Origin of the sequence: Burkholderia sp. Bp9016, from assembly GCF_003857765.1 — a bacterium.
In the GTDB taxonomy this organism is placed as follows: domain Bacteria; phylum Pseudomonadota; class Gammaproteobacteria; order Burkholderiales; family Burkholderiaceae; genus Burkholderia.
In genome coordinates this window covers 46,136-65,903 of the sequence record NZ_QTPY01000014.1, presented here as the reverse complement: position 1 = coordinate 65,903, position 19,768 = coordinate 46,136, and the positions used below count along the sequence as shown (strand labels likewise).

Here is a 19,768-nt window from a genome sequence, read left to right as displayed (position 1 = left end):
ATAGAATCAGCCTCGTTTAGAACAGTTCTGCCTGGGGCACAGATCGTGCACCAGCATCCGCTCGCTTTAGAATGCGCCAGATATGTCGATCAGCCATCTTGTACCGAAGCGCGAGCTGTGTGACCGCGTGAATGGCCGTTTGCTCTCGCGTCAACGTGTCGAACTCAGCACGAATGTTTCGATACATGGTTTCGCGAAGTGCCGTGGCGCAGCGGGGTATGTACAGTACGTCTCCGCCAAAGTGCGCGGTCAACCGATTGGCAGCGTCGTCTCCGACTATTTCAGCAAGTGCCTCGTAGCGGATTTCCCCGAGACGGGACCGACGCATTGAGACCGGGAAGGTTGTTCCGCCAAGCTGGTTGACGAGACGCATAGCAGCCGAAAATCCGATCAGCTTTACGATGGTTTTAACGACATCAGGTAGCAGGTGCTCAACCCCATCAAATTTCATGTTGACCTCCGCTTCGCGTCGATCTGCAGCGCGGCGATCAGCTTGCCAAGCATCTCGCCATCGCAGAACTCGATCGCATCGACCTTGCAAATGCGTCTGACCATGCCGTCGAGATACGACCACGGCCGGCCGGCCGACGCGAGCAGCGCCTCGATCTTCTTCAGGCGCTGCTCGCGTGAGCCGCCGACGTTCGGGCGTCGACCGTTCGGGCGCTTCGGTTGGAAACCGCAACGCTCGAAGTGCTTCAGCAGCTTGTGCGCGCCCTCCGGCGTCAGATCCTTGGCCGAGCTAACGCCGGCGACGCTGCGCAGCACCGTGCGGTACTCGTCGTCGGTCATCGCCAGTTGCTGCTTCGCGATGTGAATCTTCGACAGCGTCGTTTTCGCGATTAGCATCACGACCTCCACCAGCGCCGCAGCTCGCGACGGCAGAGACAGACCAGGAACACGATGCCGACCATGATGATGACCACGTCAGACATTGGTGGCCTCCGGTGCGGTGACGGCGACGGACGTATTGACGGCCACACCCACGGAGACGAGTGTGACCGACTGACACACTCGCGCGAAGTGGCGAAGCATCGTGCTCGGCGTGTTCCACGACGGCATGTAGTACGTCGACGTCTTGTCCAGGTTCGGGAAATACTTCCGCGCGTTTCGCTTCCCGAATTGCCTTTCGATCTTGGCGCGCTCGGACGGCTTGTAAGCGCTAAACTTCGCCGGCCGGTAGAACCGATGCTCGGGCGCAGCTTCCTTCAGATAGTCGCCCTTGAACCAGCCATTCACGTAGACCATGAGGTCGTATCGGCGCGGTTTCGTCCGTTGCACCTGGATCGTGATGGTGTTGCCATCACAACGAAGCACGACGCAACCGAACGGGAACGACAGCTCGGTGTCGATGCGCTGAAGATCCTCTTTCGACAGTTTCGACATGACGGCTCCTCAGATCACGGCGAGGTCGAGGCTGATCGCGCGATACTCCTCGGTGTCCTCGATGCGTTCGTACAGACGGATATACGGCTTGCTGCCCGTGACTCGGATGCTGTCAACGATCGCGCGCATTGCCTTCGTCCACTTCGGATCGTCGATCGCCAGGCGGCGCAACGCGAGGATGCGGCCGGTGTTCACGTTGCCTTCCTTGTCGACCTGGAACGCTTCGTTGATCAGCACCTTGACCTTGTCGTTACTGCCTTCCGTCCATTCGCGCAGGCATTCGTCGATCAGTTCCTTCGCCGCCTGCAGGCGTTCGTCGAATTGCAGGTGCTCGGCGATCTGGCGCACGATCTTGTACTGACCGTTGAACGTGATCAGGGAAATGTTTCCCTTCGCGCCACCGACCTTGACGCCGTACTGTTCATGACTGGTTTCGACGAATGCTGCGATGTCCCCGAATGCACGCGCCTTGAAGTCGGCCATTGCCGACTGCAGGCGCTTGGCTTCGTCGATCAGCGACGTGATTGTCTGGTCGCGCAGCTGGTCGATCGGCGCGACCAGCGATTCAGGTACGAGGCGGCCGCGTGCGTCCTGCACGTAGCCGGCCGGGATGTGCTGTTTAGTCATGGATTTTTCCTTCTTGCGAAAATGAGTTCATTTCTTTCGTGATGCGGCGCAGTTCGGACAGGCTTTGTGCGACACCTTCCGTTACCTGACGCGGGCCGGTCTGTTGTGACGTGGCGATAACGTCAGTGATGTCTGGTGGAGGCGAGGCGCGCGCTTCGGGCGTGCCGAGTCCGGAATGCCCCTGACGTTGGCGCTCGGCGTGCGCTTCGTCTCGCGACTCGGCCTTGTCTGCAAAGCCGGCGAGCACCTCCAACAGATACCCGTGGCTCTTCAGCGGAAGCTTCAAGCGACCCTGGTCGCGCTGCGACAGCATTTGCTCGAAACCCTGTCGCCAGTAATCGATCGGGCACGCCCAGGTGCGGCCGTTCCGTTCGATCTGAGCGGAACGGATCATCGGAGCCAGCTCGTTGACCAGGGCCGCGATGCGCGTGTGGCTCATCTGGCTCTTGGCCGGCGCGAACAGACCGATGTACCGCAGCAGCGGTTTGATGAACGACTCGCCGGCCGGGTGCGCGTCCACAATCGCGTTGAGCGCCTCGCGCGGTGCGTCTTCGGCAAACACCACGTCGAGGCTCATCACCGCGCGACAGTTCGGGCAGCAGATTTGCGGAAGCGGCATCAGTGCACCTTGCTCTTGTCGCCGTTCTTCACCACGACGTGTCGCTCGCAGAATGTCGCGACGGCGCGCGACAGGGCATCGTGATCGCCCTTGATGTGGCTGACGACGATCACGGACACCTCAGCCGTCAAGGACTTCATCACGCCTTCGAGCGAGGCGAGCTGCGTCGAGATTTGAATGCCGGCTCGGTTCATGACGTCGACGGCAGTGCGCAGTTCTTCCACCGTCTTCATGGCCCACGGATCGTTCGTGCCCGCGTTGTATGGCGGCACTTCCTCCTGTCCGAACTCACCGCGCACCGTCTCCATCCACTCCTGGAGCTGCCGGCACTCCCGACCCTCCCGAACTTCCTCAAGCGACTGACGCAAGCGCGGGCTGGCTTCGAGCTGCGCCTCGAGGATCGCGGCAACACCGCGAAAGTCACCGACAATGTGCTGCAGCAGCACGCGATTGATCAACCCGACGAATTCGCGGCCGACCTTGTCGCGCTCTTCGATCGCCCCCCAGTAGGCGAGCAGGTCGGAATTCGCCCGATGGAGTTCGCGGCGCAGCTCGGCAACGCTGTCGAGCGCGTCGGGATTCGCAAGGGTTGGGCCTTGGCTGATATTGATCGTCATGCCTGGCTCCCTGCGATGGCTTCGATGTTGATGCAGTCGACGAACGCCAGGAGGCGAGCGGTTTCCTCACGGTTCAGGTCGACCGTTTTCCGGCCCTTCGTGATCGTCAGGCAGCCGGCCGTGGAGAAGCCGCAGACGAAGCCTTCCGGCGCAGCCGGGAGACTTGCCGCTTTTCGCGCTGCTTTTGTCACCGTTTGATTGGTGCCGTCGAACTCGCGCACCAGCTCGGCACTCGCGTAATACAGGTTGATCGGTGACGACCCGTCCATGGGCTTCTTCTCGCAACGCACCCGCCCGCCGGCGATGTACGTTTGGATGCGCGGCTGAATGTCCTTTGCGTCCATATCCAGCGCGTCGGCGAGCTGCGCACCAGAAAATCCGGGGTTGTCGATGATGGCCTGCAGAATCTGCTTTATCGTTGCCATGGTGGTTCCTTTACGTTAATTAAAAAGGACTACTTATCTAGTGATATGTATTGCCGGGTTGTATCGAGTCGCTTCTTCCTAGTGGCCGTGTTCGGTCCAGAGGACGCGGACGTCACCGACCTTGAATTGCCCGGTGCGATAGCGGCTGTTGCCTTCGATGCCGGTTCGGTAGTAGGTCGCTTCGCCGGCCTCAACCATCCGCGCACATTCGGCGCACGTCTGAATCTGAATCGTGGGCTTCGAGCCGTTCGAGAACTCGATGCCGATCACGACGAAGCCGCGTTCGGTGAGCGTCTCGATCGTCGAGGCGATGCGCAGCGCGGCGAGCTGCATGATCTGGTTAATGTTGACCGTGCCGTGCGCGGATACTTTGGCGAGGGATTGCGGGTTCACTTCGACTCTCCTTTAACGGGACGCAGCGGGCAGTTGCGGCACGTGCGCCAGTGGCTCAGGTCCATCGGGTTGTTGATCGGTGCACGGCGATTGGCGAAGGACACGCATACCGTCAGCGAGATCAGCTGCCCGGTATGCGTGCACTGCACCTGTCCGAACGTCTTCAAGACGCGGGCTGCGACGCGATCGGTTTTGCCGGGGTATTTGCCCGACAGGACAAGCGAAACGGTCGTTCGTGAGACATCGAGCAGCTTGGCCACGTCGGTCTGCGACGTCGCGGCGACGGCTTCCCGAAGCATGGCGAGCCAATCCGGATCAGCATGCGTCATGGTCCGGCTCCTCTTGCCACACGATCTTCCCGAGGTTCGGGTCGTACACCGACTTCGTGCGTTGAATCATCGGCGGGCGCGGACCGGTGTACTTCGCCGTGATCAGGCGATACCGCGCCTGTTTCGCGCCCTTGCCACGGATGTACGGGTGCCCCGGATCGACGATCGTCAGATAGCCGGCGTACGACAGGCTTTTGATATAGGACTGCGCCGTAGAGTCGGTGATCGAGACGTCGGTGGTCGACGCACGCATCGCCAGCTCACGCGGAGTGAAGTCGCCCATCACACGCATCGTGCGCCACATGTTTTCGTTGCCACGCGACTGCATCACCGGCTTGCCGTAACGGTCGAGGCGCGGCGCTTCGACGCCGACGTCTCGGGCGAGCCGATAGTGCTTCCGCTCGTTGATCGCCTTGCGTTCGCCGATGGGTTCGACGAAGCCGCCGAGTTCGAGCGTCTGCAGGTACGTATGAACGGTCGATTTGTCGACATCCGATGCGCGGACGATGGTGTGCGGCGTGAAGTCGTCGCGCTGTTTTCGAATCGCTTCCCACATGCGCTGGCGCGGCCCCTTGCCGCCAGTCAGTTCGAGGTGAGCGGGCTTTCTACACATGGTCAAACCCTCCCGTCGCACCAGCAAGGAATGCAAGGACGGCGACGTGGAACAGCGCCCAGGCAGCAAGCGTCGCCCACGAGAGCAGTTCGAGCCAATCGTGGGCGACCACGCAGCCAACAAGCAGGATGGCCACGGCGGTACCGGATACGATCATGATGAGCAGGTGGATACGCTCGGCCGCGCATGCCATCTGCGGCGTGACGACGTTGTTGTGTTCGTGCATGTCGTTCACCTCACGCACGACGCTTCGGTGCTTCGCCGGTGTACAGCTCGCCCTTACCCCATTGAGCAAGGTCCATCTCATTCATGCCGACCTTCAGCGACTCCTCCTGGATACGTTCGAGGTTGACGCAGACGCGGCGCACCGAGCCGTGTGACAGCTCGACCAGACGCGTCAACAGATCGTCTGCAATCTTCACGTGTCGGCAGTAGAGGTCAGTGAGCTGGCGCGCATCATCGATCGTGACAGGCTGCGCCGGCACCCATGCCAGGACACGGCCGTGCATGCGCTCATACCGCTTGAGCTTCGCCGGCAGCGCTTCTTCGCCGATCATCAGGATCGGTGCTTGGCTGGACTCGTACAGATCGCGGACCAGTTCGACGGCGTTGCGGTCGACCAGGTGGTCCATTTCGTCGATGATCAGCGGCCGGCCGCTCGCGGCGAGTTCTTCCGCGACCTGGTCAGCCATCTCCGGGATCGTGCCGGCCGGCTTGATACCCATCTCGAAGAGGATCGCCTTGAGGAAATGCTTCTTCGTCCAGACCGACTTCGCCTGTACATAGCGTGCGCGGCGGGCGTTCGCCACGGCCAGCCCGGCCATGCTCTTGCCATAACCGGACGGCCCGTAGAAGCACACCAGACCGGGCAGATTCGCACTGCGCGAGATAGCGCGCTCGATGGCGATATCGCACAGGTTCAGGTTGGTGATCTGGGCGATGCCGCCGGCTACCGGTTTGAGCGTGGTTTCGTGTTGTGTCATGATTGGTCCTGTTGTTATTACTGCTGGCTGGCGAGCTGCCACTCTTCAGCCTGTTCCGCGCGGCGCTTCTGCGCCGCGAACTCTTTGGTCAGCGGGTACGTGCCGTACCACCGCAGTTCTTCCTGATCGGGTACACCTCCGGTATCAATGTGTTGATGTAAGGCTTGCCACCGGGCAAACCGCTGTTCAGCCGTTTCCGGTAGTTCGAAGATTTCGGCCGTGGCCGGTGCCGGCTCGCTGACGCGGACGGGAGTGGCGGTCACCTCGATCACTGGTTCCGCGTCGACGAAGCGGCGATTCAGTGCATCGCGCGTGATGTCTCCGAATCCCGGGATCGTGATGACCTCGGGGGTATCGAGCGTGAGCGCCGGCTGTCCGATGCGCTCGGCTTCGACTTCGTCGAGCTTCACCTGCAGGCGCTGCGCGCGGGCGTCCGCGCGCTTCTCGCGGGCCTGCTCGACATACGACATCGGCATGTAGTGGGCGGTGTTCGCGCCGGCCTCGGCCTTGCAGATGAACCGCCCCGTCGCACCTTCGTAGACCCACACGAACTTCGCGTCGTGGATGTCGTAGGCGACATGGACCGTCTCGCCGTGGAATTCTTCGAGCAGGCCGCTGAAGTAGTGGTTGTTCAGCAGGCGCACCTCGCCGCGCTGGACCGTGCGCTCGATACGCGGGCGGAACACGCGGTCTGCCTCGTCGGCCGCGAGTGTGACCGGCTGCCAGCCCTTCGCTTGGAATGCTGCGAACGCTTCGTTTGGCGACATGTGACGACGGCGACCATTCGCCGGATCGTTCGTCATCGGCAGCGAGCGGTGAGGGCGAGCGTTGTACGCGTCGATCTGGTCGTTGCAGAAGTGCATGAACGCATCCCATCCCATCAAGGGCATCACTCCGCCATGCTTGATCGCGCCGCGCGTAACCTTGAAGTGCGCCAGCTTCGCTTCGCGATCCATCGGCGCGCCCATATAGCTGGCGAGCGTTTTGGCTCCTGTGACCCACAGGGTCTGGTGCAGGCGTTCGATCACGCCGCGCGCCTGGGAGTTGTAGGGAAGCGAATGCGAGACCTCGAAGCCGAGCTGGCCCGTGATGCCGGTGCCTTCGGCCTGCAGCATCGCGTTGGCATAACCCGATCCGCGGTCGACGTAGAAAATGGCGAGGACGCCGTTACGTGTCGAGGCGTGACGCAGCGCATCCAGTACCGCAATCGCCGATTCCGCCAGGCCGATCGAGAAACCGACAGCGCGACGCGTGGCGATGTCGACGATCGTCGTGATCTCGGGACGGAACGGCCGGCCGTGCAGCGGATGCTGTACCTCGGCGTCGAACGTATGACCGTCCGCGCTCCATACATCGTTCGGCAGCAGCTGGTCGAACGAGCGTCGAATGAACGGGCGAATCGTCTTCAGCTCACGGGCACCCATCCGGCCGGCCTCGACGGCAACCCGGCCCATCTTGCCGAGGAAGCGGCGCACCTGGTGGATCGTCGGGAACGCCCAATCGCGATTACGCATGCGGTAGGCGTTCTCGAACTCCCGATAGGCGAGTTCGACAGACGGCTTCTGCGGCTGCTGATAGTGGACGAGGAACGCCTTCGCCCAGGCCGGCACCGTGAAGTCGGGCTGTGGCACTTTGGGCGCCAGCGTGCCGCTCTTCGCCTGGCCGAGATACCTCTTCAGCGTGCGGATGCTCGGGAAGCCATCTCCCTTGCGACCGCGCTGGTCACGTGCGGCGCGCAGCATCATGACGAGGTGATCGTCGAGCGTGCCGGCCTTGGCCTGCGTCAGCAACGTTGTCATCGCAGCTTCGCGCGAGACGTGGCACTGCGCCATGATCCGATCCAGCCAGGTCAGAATCCCCTGGCGAGCATCCGCGCGCAGGCGTTGCGAGTCGGTTTCAATCAGATCGACTTGCCTGATAACGGTGGACGCTTCTTGGACGGGCAGAACCTCTGCACCGGTCACGAGTGCCCGCGCCGCTGCTGCCTTGATATGCGCGACGACACGTTCGGGCGGGCTGTATTCTCGGCGCATGCCACCACGGCCTTGCTTTTCAACGAATGGCCAGCATTCGCGCTCGGCGGTGAGGCGAACGTTGTCCCGGTTCGTCGGAAGACCCGGCAATTGCATCTTGGCAAGTTCCGCAGCGCTGTAATGCGACTTGATCTCGATCTGGTGCATGGCGGTCACACGCTTCCGTTCTTCTTGATTCGGCGCATGATTTGTCCGAGCAGCTTCTCGTCCATCTGACCTTCGATCGCGCGCTGTTTGGCCTTGATGTGCCGGTCGATGACGGTCATGGCCCCCAGTTCGGCGCACAGCGCTTCATCGGCGGTGAGCACTTTCCGGCCGAAATGTGCGGCGAGCCAATCGAGCGGGGAGAATTCCTGACATGCTTGGATCAGCGCGAGAAACGCATCCGTTGGGATTCGCCGATCGGCCTGGCTCGGCGCGACCCACAGATCGATGCTCGCTTTCGTCACAGGGCGGCCCAGAATTTCCGACATGGCCTCGGCTACGCGCTCGCGAGAGATTCCCTTCGTGAACGCAGCATCCAATGCAGTTACGAGCGATTGACGAATCCCCGCATCGAGGGCGTTTTCGCCCTTGACCGCGACGACGCCCGTCTGCGTCTCGATCGCGAAAACATCGAAGTTCAATGCCAGTTGGCTTACTGACCCGGTTGTCTTGGTGGTACGGCTGCGGCGCGGCATATCGGTCCCGTGGCTGTAAAGTGGAGTATCTGCATTGCGTTAAAATCACTGCAGTAAAGCTATGCAGTTCCGTTAGCGAATTCCTCTGAGGGTTCGCTGATATGCTTGTGGGCGTAACGGGGTCGAATGCGTCGACCGTCGGGTGTCCAGCGATCGGGCCAGAGTTCATAGGCCGCGATCCCGAGGAATTCCGCGATCGCGATCTCCCCGGAATACACGGGACGGCTCAAGGCATTGCGGACGGTCGAGGTCGGCAGATTCCGCACTCGAGCAAGCTCGTTCATGGTGGTGCCGCGCTTGCGAATCGCGGCCTTGATGTCCTCTTTGTGCCAGCCTTTGGCGGGGGACTGCTCCATAGAGACTCCTTTTTCGCAAACCGGTGACAGCCGGTTTTTTGTTCGGGTGTTAATCCCGAAGGTCAGTTTTAACGAAGCCTAATTGCATTGAACTGGCGTGTCAAGCAATGCAATCACGCCAGATCGACGCCGAGCGCGCGCCCAACCTGTAAGTTGTTGTTTATTAAAGAGGTTGGCGTGCCGATGGAGGCTTCAAAAACTGCATTGACGTTAGTGCAGTAATTTGAGGTGAACCGCATTGAAGAAGCTCTATAGCGCGTCGGAGATCGCAGCGATGAAGCTGCCAGGGCTGCCGACATCACGCGACAACATCCGAGCCAGGGCGGAACGGGAGGGGTGGTATTTCGAGGAATTGACGGGGCAAGGCGGAGTTCGTCGGGTCTTTTCGATCCCGGAGAAGTACCTTGGCGCTACCGCTGGCGCGAAGGCACGCGCTCAGATCGACCAAAATCTGAACTCCGCGCGGGAGCAGCATAAAACCGAAGGGATGGCCGATGCGGACCTACTGGCAAGCATCATAGAGGGCGTGGAGCGGTTCGCGGAGCGCAACGGACTGGTTCTTACGGCCGACCGAAAGGCCGCCTTTATCACGTTGTTTTACCGCTATTTCCGGGAGGAAGGCACGGTTGACCAGGAGACGCTTGGGGAACTGATGCGTAGGGTCGGCTAGTTACACAATCCGAAATGGTTTGCGCTAAAGTTTCAACGCCGTAAGAAAAATGTTTAGCGGCCGTAAGTTACGTTGAAATCATATGACCATTTCCGGGGTAACGCTGTGAAGGCTTTAAAAGAAGACATTTCAGCGCTGATCGACCACAAGCTGCAGGTCGAATTGGAGCTGATGATGCGCCAGCTTGACGAGGACGCGGGGTATGTGAGGGTTGGGCTGCAACGCCGTCCGCGCGGCGATGCGGCAAACGATGAATCGGTCGCTGAGCCTGGGCCAGCAAGGTCGACCGTTTTTTTTCGCGAAGATGATGCGCCTGATTCGGCGCTACGCGAACATCGGTTAAGCCGCGAGCAAGCGCGGATGGTGGAAGACTTTCCGCCGTTTTCTCGCCCGCGCAGTCTGCGGGCGAGATTGGGTCAAAAACTGCGCAAAATCGGCCGATTTTCGCGCGTTTTTTTGCAAAACTTGGAGAGGCGCTTTGCGGCGTTCGAAACGGCGCTAACGCCCGTCTGGCTTGAGTTTCAGGCCAATTTTTCTCAGCTTCTCCTCGGTGTCAAATCGATCACCCCCCCACAGCTCGGCCGCCGACAGCGGCCGCAGCAGCCCGGGCTGGCGCATCAGCATGTCGAAGCGGCCGCGACAGCCCGGATTGTCGATGTCGACCGACGCGCCAGGAAATGCGTCGTCGATTGCTGCATCGAGCGCCGCGGCATCGCCGATCTCGCGAATCGTCTGCAGCGCGGCGGCCAGGTCGGCACCGTCGTCCGCAAGCACCGGTGTGTGCGTGCCGATGTGCGACTGCCGGGCCGGCGCCTGCGCATCGGTCCGGAAATGATCGTAGAAGCGCCACGAACGGATCCGCTCGCGCACCGCGATCATCTCCGGCGCGCCGACCGGATCGGCGAACTCGGTCATCATGCTGTCGAAGCTCGCGACCGGCTGCGGCACCGTGTGCCAGTCGCCGGAGGCGGTGCGCGTGCGAATCTGCGCGCCCTGCCGGTCGACCAGCAGCGTCGACGGGCGCAGCAGCGCGCCGCCCCAGATGCATTCGCGCTTCACGACAGGATCGAGCGCGAACTGCGAACGGCTCGGAACCGGCAGGCCGAGATCGATCGCATAGCCGAAATCGTCGCCGGCAAAACCGAGCCTGAGGCTCACGGGCCCGCTGCGCACCGTGCCGGTCACCGGCGTGTCGCCGTTCAGCATCGCGCGCGAAAAGCGCTCGGGGCCGGCCCACAGCGTCGACGGCAGCCCGCCTTCGCGCGCGAGCGACGGAATCACGCGGCCCTGCGCGGTGTCAGCAAGCAGCCGCAGCGCGCGGTACACGCTCGACTTGCCGCTGCCGTTCGGCCCCGTGACAACGGTGAGCGCGGCGAGCGGCACGATCAGCTCGCGCAGCGAGCGGTAGTTGGCGATGGCGAGCGTCTTCAGCGCGGTCATGAGAAAGAAAGGGTTGCGGTACGGGCATGCGTTCAGCGGCCTCCGGTGGCCTTTGGGTCGGCCGCTGTGTTGGCCGCCGTGCTGGCGGCAGGCGGCCGCGCGTGCGGCCGCTCGGGATTGGGCTCTTCCGGCGCCGAATCGTGCGGATACAGCTCCATCCTGCTGCGCGGCAGGCATTGCGGATAGCGCGCCTGCAGGTACGCGATCAATCCCTCGCGCACGCGGCAACGCAGATCCCAGCACGCCGACGAATCGGCGGCGCTCACCAGCGCGCGCAACTGCATCGTGCGCTCGGTTGCGTCGGTCACCTGCAGCACCTGCACGCGGCCGTCCCACTCGGGCGCCGCATGGACGAGCCGCGCGAGTTCCTCGCGCAGCGGCGCAAGCGGCGTACGGTAGTCGACCGACAGGTACACCGTGCCGATGATCTCCGAGCTGCTGCGCGTCCAGTTCGTGAACGGGTTTTCGATGATCCACTGCAGCGGGACGACGAGCCGCCGCTGGTCCCAAAGCCGCACCGACACGAACGAGCCGGTGATTTCCTCGATACGGCCCCACTCGCCCTGGATCACGACGACGTCGTCGAGCCGGATCGGCTGCGTGAGCGCGATCTGCAGACCGGCGATCAGGTTGCCGAGCACCGGCCGCGCGGCGATACCGGCGACGAGGCCCGCGACGCCGGCCGACGCCAGCAGGCTCGCGCCGACCTGGCGCACGTTCGGGAACGTCATCAGCGCGGCGCCCGTGCCGATGATCACGATCAGCACCATGACCGTCCGCACGAGCACCTTGGCCTGCGTATGGATGCGCCGTGCGTGCAGGTTGTCGACCGTATCGATCGGATGGGCCTGGATGATCGCGTCGCCGACGCCGGCCGCGAGCCGCACCAGCAGCCAGGTCAGCGAGATGATCGAGCCGACCGCGGCGGCGGTGCGCATTCCGCGCACGAACGACATGCCATCGTCGGCCTGGATCCACAGGAATTCGAGCGCGAGCAGCGCGAGCGTGACGAGCGACGGCTTGTCGATGTAGCGCAGGATCACGCTCATGAGCGGATACGGCTGCGCAATACGCTTGACGATGCGCGCACCGAGTCGATGCACGATCACGACGACAAGCACGACGACGACCGACACGAACAGCGCGCCGAGCCACGAATGCAACGGCGCATCGGCGATGCGCTGCAATTCCTCGATTGAAATCATCGGCGCCCGGGATGCTTCGGTTATGAGGCGCGTCGGCCTCGTCCTGGATGCGTCGGCGATGTCCGGGCGTCGCGCACACCCGGACGCGGCGTCAAATCAGTTGCCGCCCTTGCAGGGAAACGCCTTGCCGAGACCGAGCGACACCGCGGTGCTCGCGTTGTAGTCGGCCAGCTTCGGATTCTCCGCGATGTACTTGCGCACCGCGTCGGTCATCTGCTGCGCCCGGATGTCGGGCGGCAGGCAGAAATACTGCCCGACGCGCGGCCCGGTGGTGCCGCCGATCGCGTCGATGGTGTTGTAGACGCCATCGGCGGCGCCTTCGATGTAGGCCGCGCACGACGCTCGCGACTTGACGTCCGTCTTCGCGCACAGCCGGTCGAGATCCGCGCCCGTGAACGCCGCCGCCGACAACGGCACGGCAAACGCCGCGGCACAAAACATAGCCCGCAACATGGTGTTCCTTATGTCAATGCGGCCCGAAGACCGCTCACTGCGCTGACCGGCGCGACGGCCGGACGCCCGCTGCCAGCCGGTTTCCGGCCGACCGGGCGCGCCCCGCCGTCGCGCCGAAACCGTCATTTTGCACTCTTTTGCGCATCTGCCGGCGTCGAGGCGCCGATGCGCACCGTCCGCTTGGTCAGGATCTCGATGGCGTCCGGCGCCTTGTAGTGCTTCGCGAAATCGAGCGCGGTGATGCCGAGCTGGTTCTTGACTTGCGGATCGGCGCCCTGGTCGAGCAGCAGCGTGACCGTCGACGCATGGTTGCCGCGCGCGGCCATCATCAGCGGCGTCGTGCCGTTCGGCGACGCGGTGTCGATGTAGGCGTCGTGGTCGAGCAGAATCTTCACGACCGCGTCCTGGCCGTTGGTGGCCGCGTAGTGCAGCGGCGCCCAGCCCTTCTTGCCGACTTCCGCGCCCTTGTCGATCAGCAGCTTGACGAGCCCGACGTCGCCGTTCAGCGACGCGAGCATCAGCGCGTTCTCGCCGGCCTTGTCTTCCTTCTCGAGGTCGACGTTCGGCGTCGTGGCGAGCGCCGCGGCGACCTTGTCGGACTTCTCGCGCGCGGCGATCACGAGCAGCGGGTCGCCGTTCGGCGCGAGCGTGTTCGGATCGAGCTTGCCGCTCTTGAGTTGCTGGCCGATGTCGGCGATGTCGTCGAACTTGACCGCCTTGACGACAGCGTCGAGCGACTCGGCGTGTGCGCCGGCGGCGGCAAACAGGCCGCTCGCGACAAGCGCGGCGGCGACGAGTGCGCGCTTGGGCAGGTATGTGGTCGGCTTCGTCATTGTTGTGGGCTCCTTCCCTGGGTTGTGGGCTGTGCCGCGCGTCGTTAGCGGGCGATCTTGAACAGCCGGAAAAAGTTTTGCGTCGTCGCATCGGCGAGCGCCTCGACGGCGATCCCGCGTTCCGATGCGATAAAGCGTCCGACATGGCTGACGTACGCAGGTTCATTCGGCTTGCCGCGATACGGCACCGGCGCGAGGTACGGCGAGTCGGTTTCGATCAGCAACCGGTCGAGCGGCACGCGCCGCGCGACGTCCTGCACGTCGGTCGCGTTCTTGAACGTGACGATGCCCGACAGCGAGATATGGAAGTTCTGCGCGAGGGCCTGCTCGGCGACCGGCCACGGCTCGGTGAAACAGTGCATCACGCCGCCCGGCACGTCCGCGCGCTCCTCGGCCATGATCCGCAGCGTGTCTTCCGACGACGAGCGCGTGTGGATGATCAGCGGCTTCATGGTCGCGGTAGCCGCGCGGATATGCGTGCGAAAGCGTTCGCGCTGCCATTCCATGTCGTCGATGGAGCGGCCTTCGAGCCGGTAGTAGTCGAGGCCCGTCTCGCCGATCGCGACGACCTTCGGGTGCGCGGCCAGCTCGATGAGTTCGGCGAGCGTCGGCTCCCGTGCGTCCTCGTGATCCGGATGCACGCCGACCGATGCGTAGACGTTGTCGTGCGCCTGCGCGATCGCGAGCACGTCGGGCAGCGTCTCGAAATCGACCGACACGCACAGCGCGTGCGTGACGTCGTGCTCGCGCATGTTCTCCAGCACGGCAGGCAGGCGGTCGGCGAGACCCTTGAAATTGATGTGGCAGTGAGAATCGACGAACATCGTGTTTCCTGAATACGTAAGGCGGGCGCTCACGCGCTCGCCGGCAATCGTTTCCCCACCCGGCGGAAACAATTCTCGCTCATGCGAACATTTCCCGATAATCGAGAAACAGTTCCTCGAATACGAGCCGCGCGTTGAGCGGATGGTTCTCGACGGTACGCTGGCGCGTCACGGCCTTCATGAAGCGCGCGAACGCATTCGCGTCGACCGCCTCGGCGCAGCGCGCGAGCGCCGTCGCGTGCGTCGGGAAGTAACGCGGCGCGCCCGCCATCCGCTGCGCGAGCAGATCGTACAGCCAGCGCTGCAACCAGCCGAGCACGAGCGGCATCGGCAGCTTCTGGAGCGCCTCGCCGCACGCGAACGGATCGCACGCGGCACCGGCCGCGAGTTGGCCGAGCGTGAAATCGCGCAGCGGCCGATTCTCGTCGCTCGCGAGCGCCAGCGCGGCGAGCGGCGCGCCGCCGGCTTCGGCGAGCAGCGCACGTGCATCGTCCACGCCTTGTGCCGAGAGCCATGCCTGTGCCGTCTCCGGCGCCGGCACGGTCATCGGCCACTGGCGGCAGCGACTGATGATCGTCGGCAGCAGCCGGTCGATACGCGCCGACACCAGCAGGAACACGACGCCCGACGGCGGCTCCTCGAGCGTCTTCAGCAGCGCGTTCGACGCAGCGACGTTCAGCGCCTCGGCCGGATACAGCACGACGACGCGCGCGCCGCCACGGTGCGAGCCGACTCCGCAAAAGTCGAGCAACGCACGCACCTGCTCGATCTTGATTTCCTTGCTGGGTGCGCGCGTCTTTTTGCCGCCGTCGTCCGCGTCGGCCGGCTTCGCATCGTCGGCCGCGCCGGGCGCTTCGCCCGCGAGCGCCTCCGGCAGCACGATCCGGTAGTCCGGATGGTTGCCTTGGGCGAACCACGTACAGGCCGCGCAGGTGCCGCACGGCTCGCCGTTCGGTCGCGGCGCCTCGCACAGGAACCCCTGGGCGAGATGCTGCGCGAACTGCAGCTTGCCGATCCCGGCCTGGCCGTGCAGCAGCAGCGCATGCGGCCATTGCGCACGCAGTTGCTGCAGGCGGTTCCAGTCGTCGGTCTGCCACGGATAGATCATGTGGTGCGTTCCTTGCGTGTTACAGCGCGGCGAGCACGCGTTCGAGCTGCTGGCGAATCTCGGGAATCGACTGCGTCGCGTCGACGATCGCGAAGCGGTGCAGCGCCTCTTCCGCGCGGCGCAGGTATTCGCTGCGCGTGCGCGAGAAGAACGCGTCCGACTCGCTTTCGAACTTGTCGGGCATGCGCGCGGCGCCGCGGCGCTCGCTCGCGATTTGCGGCGCGACATCGAACAGCACCGTCAGGTCCGGCTGGAAACCGCCCTGCACCCAGCGCTCGAGCGTCTCCAGCTTGTCGCGCGGCAGCCCGCGGCCGCCGCCCTGGTATGCGAACGTCGCGTCGGTGAAGCGATCGGACACGACCCAGTCGCCACGCGCCAACGCGGGCTCGATCACGAGCGCGAGATGCTCGCGGCGCGCAGCGAACATCAGCAGCGCTTCGGTCTCGAGATCCATCGGCTGGTTCAGCAGGATCTCGCGCAGCTTCTCGCCGAGCTGCGTGCCGCCCGGCTCGCGCGTGACGACGACCTGCCGGCCGCTCGCGGCCAGTTTGTCTTGCAGGCGTTCGCAGAACCATTGCAGGTGGGTGGTCTTCCCCGCCCCGTCGATGCCTTCGAACGTAATGAATTTACCGCTCGCCATTTATTGACCTCGTATGTACTTGTCCACGGCCTTGTTGTGATCGCCGAGCGTGTCCGAGAACACACTCGTGCCGTCACCCTTCGCGACGAAATACAGCGCGCTCGTCTGAGCCGGATTGATCGCCGCCTGCAGCGAGGCGATGCCCGGCAGGGCAATCGGCGTCGGCGGCAGCCCGCGGCGCGTATAGGTATTGTAAGGAGTGTCCGCCTGCAGGTCGCGCTTGCGCAGGTGGCCGTCGTACGCGTCGCCGAGACCGTAGATCACCGACGGATCGGTCTGCAGCGGCATCCCTATGCGCAGCCGGTTCGCGAACACGGCCGCGACGAATGCGCGATCGGCCGCATGCCCCGTTTCCTTTTCGACGATCGACGCGATCGTCAGCGCGTCGTAAGGTGTCTTGTACGGCAGCCCCGGCGCACGCGCGGCCCACGCTTCGTCGAGGCGGGTCTGCATCAGGCGGTACGCGCGCCGGTAGATGTTCAGGTCGCTCGTGCCCTTGTCGAACAGGTAGGTGTCGGGAAAGAACAGCCCCTCGCCGCTGCCGCGCTGAATCGCGGTGTCCGACGCGCCGATCGCGCGCAGCAGCTCGGCATCGCTCATGCCGGCCGTCGAATGCGACAGATCGGGATTGCCGTCGAGCTCCGCACGCATCCGCTTGAAGGTCCAGCCCTCGATCACCGTCGCGACGTATTCGTTCACGTCGCCGCGCGCGATCTTCTGCAACACTTCATAGGGCGTGATCCCGGTCTTGAATTCGTAGTTGCCGGACTTCAGCCGGCTCGACAGCCCGAGCAGCCGCGTCATCGCGACGAATCCGAACGGCTCGATCGGCACGCCGCCGCGCTTGAGCTGCACCGCGACGCTTTTCACGCTGCTGCGCGGCTTGATCGTGACGTCGAGCGACGCGGCGCCCAGCAGCAGCGGCCGGCTTGCCCAGTAATACCCGCCGCCCGCGCCGGCAGCGGCCACAACGACGACCAGCGCCACGACAGTCGCGGCGCATTTCTTCAGTAGGGACATGGAAACGTGACTCAGGTAAGACCCATATAATACTTGCTCGCCTTCGTCAAAGTCAGGGTTGACTGTTCCCTCATTCCATGAGCACACCGTTCGCTTCACCGGCTGCCCAGGCCGCATCTGCCTCGCTCCCCGTTTTTCCCCGTCCGTCCGCCGCCGATTTCGACGCGCCGGGCGCCTGCATGCCGCTCGCGCAGTTCGGCGTGATCGACGTGGCCGGCGACGACGCCGCGACGTTCCTGCACAGCCAGCTCACCAACGACATCGAGCATCTCGACGCCGCGAGCGCGCGCCTGTCCGGCTATTGCTCGCCGAAGGGCCGCCTGCTCGCGTCGTTCCTCGCGTGGCGCGCCGGCCACGGCGTGCGCCTGCTGGTCTCGAAGGACGTGCAGGCCGCCGTGCAGAAACGGCTGTCGATGTTCGTGCTGCGCGCCAAAGCGAAGCTCACGGACGCGGGCGACACGCTCGCGGTGGTCGGCTTCGCCGGCGACGTGCGCAACGCGCTGTCGGGCATCTTCGACGCGCTGCCGGACGGCGTGCACGTGAAGGTCGACGGCCCGGCCGGCGCGCTGATTCGCGTGCCGGATGCCGCCGGCCGCAAGCGCTACCTGTGGATCGGGCCGCGCGAGGAAGTCGATACGCGCCTCGCCACGCTCGCCGGCACGCTGCCGGTGGTGTCTCCTGCCGTGTGGGACTGGCTCGATGTTCGCGCGGGCGAGCCGCGCATCACGCAGCCGGCCGTCGAACAGTTCGTGCCGCAGATGGTCAACTTCGACGTGATCGGCGCCGTTAACTTCAGGAAGGGATGCTACCCGGGCCAGGAAATCGTCGCGCGCAGCCAGTATCGCGGGACGATCAAGCGCCGCACCGCGCTCGCGCACGTCTCCGGCGAGACCGACACCGTGCATGCCGGCATCGAGCTGTTCCACAGCGACGATCCGGGCCAGCCGTGCGGGATGATCGTCAATGCGGCGGCAGCGCCTGCGGGCGGCGTCGATGCGCTCGTCGAGATCAAGCTGGCCGCGCTCGACAGCGGCACGGTGCACCTCGGTTCGGCCGACGGTCCGGCGCTTGCGTTCGATGCGCTGCCGTACGCGTGGCCGACGGAAGTGTGATGCACTGATAACCCGTTCGCGCGCCGGTGCGCACGTTGCAGCCGGCGCCCGATGTTTCCTGCGAGAGATTCGCCCGATGTGTCTGATTGCCTTCGACTGGCAGCCTGATGCCGCCGCCGGTCCTGTCTTTACCCTCACCGCCAACCGCGACGAGTTCTTCCGTCGTACGAGTGCGCCGCTTTCATGGTGGGAGGACGTGCCGGGCGTGCTGGCCGGCCGCGATCTCGAAGCTGGCGGCACGTGGCTAGGCGTATCGCGCGACGGCCGTTTCGCGGCGCTGACGAACTACCGCGCGCCGTTCGACATTCGCGCGGGCGCGCCGACCCGCGGCAAGCTCGTCTCCGACTTCCTCGGCGGCCCGTCCGTCGCGCCGCTCGATTACCTCGGCGAACTGGCCGGGCACGCGGCCGTATACAACGGCTTCAACCTGCTCGTCGGCGACTGGAAGCGCCGCGAGCTCGCGTGGTTCTGCAACCGCGCGGCCGAAGGCGAAACGGGCGTCGCCGCGCCTGTGGCGATCGCCGCCGGCGTGCACGCGCTGTCGAATGCGCGGCTCGACACGCCCTGGCCGAAAGTCGTGCGCAAGCGTGCGGAACTCGGCACGCTGCTGACCGACAACCCGACGCCGTCGCTCGACGAGCTGATCGAGCTGATGCGCGACACGCATGTCGCCGACGACGATGCGCTGCCGCACACGGGCATTCCGATCGAGCGCGAACGTGCACTGTCGGCCGCGTTCATCGAAACGCCCGAATACGGCACGCGCGGCACGACCGCGCTACGCGTGACGATGAAGGAAGGCGTGCGGCTGACGGTAGACATCAAGGAGCGCTGCGACGACGACGGCTCGCACCGCACCGTGCGCCCGGGCACGTTCGAGCGCGCCTTCACGTTCGACATCGACGCGACGAAGCCGCGCTGAACGGGCGCGCGGCGCTACGGCGCGCGCGCCATCTCGACGTGCCGCACGCCGGCTTCGACGAACGGTTCGCCGACGGCCGCAAAGCCGTGCCGCTCGTAAAACGACACCGCAGCATCCAGCGCGTAGAGCCGCACCACCGGTTCGCCGCGGTGCCGCGCCGCATCCAGCAGCGCGTGCAGCACGGCTGACCCGGTGCCCTGCCCGCGCGCGTCGGCCAGCACCGCGACGCGGCCGATCGTGCCTGACGGCAGCAGCCGCCCGGTTGCGACCGCGCGACGCGCGCCGGTCGCAGTGTCGACCCGATAAGCGACGGCATGGAGCGACAGCGGATCCTCGTCATCGAGTTCCCATTCCGGCGGAATCTGCTGTTCGCGCACGAACACCGCATCGCGGATACGCGCGGCATCGCCGCCAAGCGACGTCCAGTCGCCCGTTTCCACCCAGCCGTCCGTCATCGCTTCCTCCGCGCGGCACCCGCGCCAC

General features: G+C 64.5%; 26 protein-coding genes and 1 pseudogene. 3 read left to right on the top strand and 24 right to left on the bottom strand.

Annotation, left to right across the window (positions count from 1 at the left end; all coding sequences use genetic code 11):
• Positions 1-16 precede the first annotated feature (16 nt).
• The 15 genes from DIE13_RS18345 to DIE13_RS18275 form a co-directional block, all read right to left on the bottom strand.
• Positions 17-451 (bottom strand): Mor transcription activator family protein, encoded by a 435-nt coding sequence (locus DIE13_RS18345; RefSeq protein WP_124828475.1) that lies wholly within the window; start codon positions 449-451, stop codon positions 17-19.
• The gene (locus DIE13_RS18340) at positions 448-846 is read right to left on the bottom strand and encodes a gp16 family protein (protein WP_185731208.1); all 399 of its coding nucleotides are present in this window, start codon (positions 844-846) and stop codon (positions 448-450) included. The genes DIE13_RS18345 and DIE13_RS18340 overlap by 4 nt, the downstream gene beginning before the upstream one ends.
• 78 nt (positions 847-924) lie before the next feature.
• Complete coding sequence (locus DIE13_RS18335; RefSeq protein WP_124828473.1) at positions 925-1,383, bottom strand: hypothetical protein; 459 nt, start codon at positions 1,381-1,383, stop codon at positions 925-927.
• A gap of 9 nt (positions 1,384-1,392) precedes the next feature.
• Positions 1,393-2,010, bottom strand: coding sequence for a DUF3164 family protein (locus DIE13_RS18330; RefSeq protein WP_057928398.1), 618 nt, complete (start codon positions 2,008-2,010; stop codon positions 1,393-1,395).
• Positions 2,003-2,629: a hypothetical protein gene (locus DIE13_RS18325; RefSeq protein WP_124828472.1), complete on the bottom strand. Its 627-nt coding sequence runs from the start codon at positions 2,627-2,629 to the stop codon at positions 2,003-2,005. The genes DIE13_RS18330 and DIE13_RS18325 overlap by 8 nt, the downstream gene beginning before the upstream one ends.
• A complete protein-coding gene (locus DIE13_RS18320) occupies positions 2,629-3,246 on the bottom strand; it encodes a hypothetical protein (protein ID WP_124828471.1) in 618 nt (205 codons plus the stop codon). Before DIE13_RS18320 ends, DIE13_RS18325 begins: the two co-directional genes overlap by 1 nt.
• Positions 3,243-3,671 carry a hypothetical protein gene (locus DIE13_RS18315; protein WP_124828470.1) on the bottom strand — a complete coding sequence of 143 codons (429 nt, stop codon included), beginning with the start codon at positions 3,669-3,671 and terminating at the stop codon, positions 3,243-3,245. The genes DIE13_RS18320 and DIE13_RS18315 overlap by 4 nt, the downstream gene beginning before the upstream one ends.
• A gap of 78 nt (positions 3,672-3,749) precedes the next feature.
• Positions 3,750-4,064, bottom strand: a complete 315-nt coding sequence (locus DIE13_RS18310; RefSeq protein ID WP_260435056.1) for a hypothetical protein — start codon at positions 4,062-4,064, stop codon at positions 3,750-3,752.
• A complete protein-coding gene (locus DIE13_RS18305) occupies positions 4,061-4,393 on the bottom strand; it encodes a LacI family DNA-binding transcriptional regulator (RefSeq protein WP_124828469.1) in 333 nt (110 codons plus the stop codon). The genes DIE13_RS18310 and DIE13_RS18305 overlap by 4 nt, the downstream gene beginning before the upstream one ends.
• On the bottom strand, positions 4,380-5,006 hold the full coding sequence (locus DIE13_RS18300) for a helix-turn-helix domain-containing protein (RefSeq protein ID WP_124828468.1): 627 nt from the start codon (positions 5,004-5,006) through the stop codon (positions 4,380-4,382). The genes DIE13_RS18305 and DIE13_RS18300 overlap by 14 nt, the downstream gene beginning before the upstream one ends.
• Positions 4,999-5,232 (bottom strand): hypothetical protein, encoded by a 234-nt coding sequence (locus DIE13_RS18295; RefSeq protein ID WP_124828467.1) that lies wholly within the window; start codon positions 5,230-5,232, stop codon positions 4,999-5,001. The genes DIE13_RS18300 and DIE13_RS18295 overlap by 8 nt, the downstream gene beginning before the upstream one ends.
• A 10-nt stretch (positions 5,233-5,242) precedes the next feature.
• Positions 5,243-5,989, bottom strand: a complete 747-nt coding sequence (locus DIE13_RS18290; protein WP_124828466.1) for an AAA family ATPase — start codon at positions 5,987-5,989, stop codon at positions 5,243-5,245.
• 17 nt (positions 5,990-6,006) lie between these two features.
• Positions 6,007-8,169, bottom strand: a complete 2,163-nt coding sequence (locus DIE13_RS18285) for a Mu transposase C-terminal domain-containing protein (RefSeq protein WP_124828580.1) — start codon at positions 8,167-8,169, stop codon at positions 6,007-6,009.
• A gap of 5 nt (positions 8,170-8,174) precedes the next feature.
• Positions 8,175-8,702, bottom strand: a complete 528-nt coding sequence (locus DIE13_RS18280; RefSeq protein WP_124828465.1) for a hypothetical protein — start codon at positions 8,700-8,702, stop codon at positions 8,175-8,177.
• Positions 8,703-8,761: 59 nt separating this feature from the next.
• Positions 8,762-9,058 carry a helix-turn-helix transcriptional regulator gene (locus DIE13_RS18275; RefSeq protein WP_124828464.1) on the bottom strand — a complete coding sequence of 99 codons (297 nt, stop codon included), beginning with the start codon at positions 9,056-9,058 and terminating at the stop codon, positions 8,762-8,764.
• A gap of 238 nt (positions 9,059-9,296) precedes the next feature.
• Here DIE13_RS18275 and DIE13_RS18270 point away from each other — a divergent pair, with 238 nt between their 5' ends.
• Complete coding sequence (locus tag DIE13_RS18270) at positions 9,297-9,728, top strand: DNA-binding protein (protein ID WP_124828463.1); 432 nt, start codon at positions 9,297-9,299, stop codon at positions 9,726-9,728.
• A gap of 564 nt (positions 9,729-10,292) precedes the next feature.
• On the opposite strand, the pseudogene DIE13_RS18265 reads toward DIE13_RS18270, so the two are convergent.
• The 8 genes and pseudogenes from DIE13_RS18265 to mltG form a co-directional block, all read right to left on the bottom strand.
• Positions 10,293-11,168: pseudogene (locus DIE13_RS18265) on the bottom strand (AAA family ATPase); the annotation flags it as partial.
• 32 nt (positions 11,169-11,200) lie between these two features.
• The gene (locus DIE13_RS18260) at positions 11,201-12,373 is read right to left on the bottom strand and encodes a mechanosensitive ion channel family protein (RefSeq protein WP_124828462.1); all 1,173 of its coding nucleotides are present in this window, start codon (positions 12,371-12,373) and stop codon (positions 11,201-11,203) included.
• A 96-nt stretch (positions 12,374-12,469) separates the two neighbouring features.
• On the bottom strand, positions 12,470-12,826 hold the full coding sequence (locus DIE13_RS18250; protein WP_031399254.1) for a Rap1a/Tai family immunity protein: 357 nt from the start codon (positions 12,824-12,826) through the stop codon (positions 12,470-12,472).
• A gap of 122 nt (positions 12,827-12,948) precedes the next feature.
• Entirely contained in the window at positions 12,949-13,659 is a 711-nt protein-coding gene (locus DIE13_RS18245) for an ankyrin repeat domain-containing protein (RefSeq protein WP_124828460.1), read from the bottom strand.
• 44 nt (positions 13,660-13,703) lie between these two features.
• Entirely contained in the window at positions 13,704-14,483 is a 780-nt protein-coding gene (locus tag DIE13_RS18240) for a TatD family hydrolase (protein WP_124828459.1), read from the bottom strand.
• Between the two features lie 79 nt (positions 14,484-14,562).
• Positions 14,563-15,591, bottom strand: coding sequence for a DNA polymerase III subunit delta' (locus DIE13_RS18235; RefSeq protein ID WP_124828458.1), 1,029 nt, complete (start codon positions 15,589-15,591; stop codon positions 14,563-14,565).
• A 19-nt stretch (positions 15,592-15,610) separates the two neighbouring features.
• Positions 15,611-16,231, bottom strand: coding sequence for a dTMP kinase (gene tmk / locus DIE13_RS18230; protein WP_124828457.1), 621 nt, complete (start codon positions 16,229-16,231; stop codon positions 15,611-15,613).
• Positions 16,232-17,251 (bottom strand): endolytic transglycosylase MltG, encoded by a 1,020-nt coding sequence (mltG, locus tag DIE13_RS18225; protein WP_124828456.1) that lies wholly within the window; start codon positions 17,249-17,251, stop codon positions 16,232-16,234.
• A gap of 77 nt (positions 17,252-17,328) precedes the next feature.
• Here mltG and DIE13_RS18220 point away from each other — a divergent pair, with 77 nt between their 5' ends.
• Positions 17,329-18,363, top strand: coding sequence for a folate-binding protein YgfZ (locus DIE13_RS18220; protein ID WP_124828455.1), 1,035 nt, complete (start codon positions 17,329-17,331; stop codon positions 18,361-18,363).
• A gap of 76 nt (positions 18,364-18,439) precedes the next feature.
• A complete protein-coding gene (locus DIE13_RS18215; protein WP_124828454.1) occupies positions 18,440-19,285 on the top strand; it encodes an NRDE family protein in 846 nt (281 codons plus the stop codon).
• A gap of 14 nt (positions 19,286-19,299) precedes the next feature.
• Here DIE13_RS18215 and DIE13_RS18210 read toward each other — a convergent pair whose 3' ends face one another.
• The gene (locus DIE13_RS18210) at positions 19,300-19,740 is read right to left on the bottom strand and encodes a GNAT family N-acetyltransferase (RefSeq protein WP_124828453.1); all 441 of its coding nucleotides are present in this window, start codon (positions 19,738-19,740) and stop codon (positions 19,300-19,302) included.
• Positions 19,741-19,768: the final 28 nt, after the last annotated feature.